This is a genomic window from Nostocoides australiense Ben110, assembly GCF_001050535.1.
GTDB classification, from domain to species: Bacteria; Actinomycetota; Actinomycetes; order Actinomycetales; family Dermatophilaceae; genus Nostocoides_A; species Nostocoides_A australiense.
Genome location: NZ_HG764815.1, coordinates 3,739,341 through 3,740,557, shown reverse-complemented (window position 1 = coordinate 3,740,557; position 1,217 = coordinate 3,739,341). Strand labels below are relative to the sequence as shown.

The window sequence follows — 1,217 nt, the reverse complement described above, 5'->3', positions numbered from 1 at the left end:
GCGTCGCCGCGGCGGGTCAGGGCCGCGGGGGCCGTGTCGACGACCACCGCGCCGGTCAGCGCGCCCTCGGTGCCCGGGTCCCGCAGGATCAGCCGGTCACCGTTCGCCAGGGGCAGCGGCCGCTCGAACGACAAGCGTGCGGCTCCTGCCGAGAGCGGACGGACCCGGACGGGGACGGCGGCGGTCCCGTTGTGGCACAACACCTCTCGCGGCAGATCCGCCACCGGTCCGGCCGTTCGGACGTCGACATTCGCCGTCGACCGCCAACCCTCCGGGGTGAGCAGGGCATCTCCCCGGTGCACCTCGCCGGCGGCCACGCCGCGCAGGTTGACCGCGACCCGCGCCACCGCCGTGACCGCCTCCCGGGAGCGTTCCAGGGACTGCAGCCCGCGCACGGTCACCCGCCGCCGGGTCTCGCTCTGACCGGCCACCTCCAGCACGTCCCCGACCGCAATGGTGCCCGCGCCGAGGGTGCCGGTGACGACGGTGCCGCTGCCGGGGATCGTGAACGCCCGGTCCACCCACAGCCGCACCCGCCCGTCACGCACCGGAGCCGGAAGGGTGGCACACAGCCGCCCCAAGGCGTCCCGCACGTCATGGAGGCCTTGCCCGGACACGGCCGACACGATCACCGAATCCACCTCTCCCAGAGAGGAAGCCGAGATCCGCTCGCGCGCCGCAGCGCCCGCGCGAGCAGCCATGGCGGGGTCGGCGAGGTCGGCCCGCGTGACGACCAGGAGCCCGTGCGTCAGCCCCAGCGCGTCGATCGCCCGCAGATGCTCCTCGCTCTGCGCCGACCATCCGGCATCCGCGGCGACGACGACAAGCACCGCCGGCACGGGACCCAGGCCGGTGAGCATATTGCCGATGAACCGGCGGTGCCCCGGCACGTCGACGAACGCCACCTCCCCGGCACCCGGCAGCGTCGTCCAGGCATACCCCAGATCGATCGTCAGCCCGCGTCGCCGCTCCGCCTCCCACCGGTCGGGCTCGATCCCGGTCAGCGCCCGCACCAGCGTCGACTTGCCGTGATCGACATGCCCGGCCGTCGCGATGACATGCATCAGTTGCCCTCTGCCGCAAGGCGTTCCAGCCCAGCAAACAGGGCCTCGGCCAAGTCGGCCTCGTCAGCGACCGGAATACACCGCAGATCCACCAGCGTGCGGCCGCCCTCTTGTCGCGCCACGACGGCCGGCCGCCCGGCGCGCAGCACCAGC

At 74.0% G+C, this 1,217-nt stretch carries 1 protein-coding gene; it reads right to left on the bottom strand.

The features are described 5' to 3' along the window. The coding region (gene selB / locus BN11_RS18370; protein ID WP_048701938.1) for a selenocysteine-specific translation elongation factor at positions 1–1,064 on the bottom strand (1,064 nt) is incomplete at its 3' end. Between the last annotated feature and the right edge of the window lie 153 nt (positions 1,065–1,217).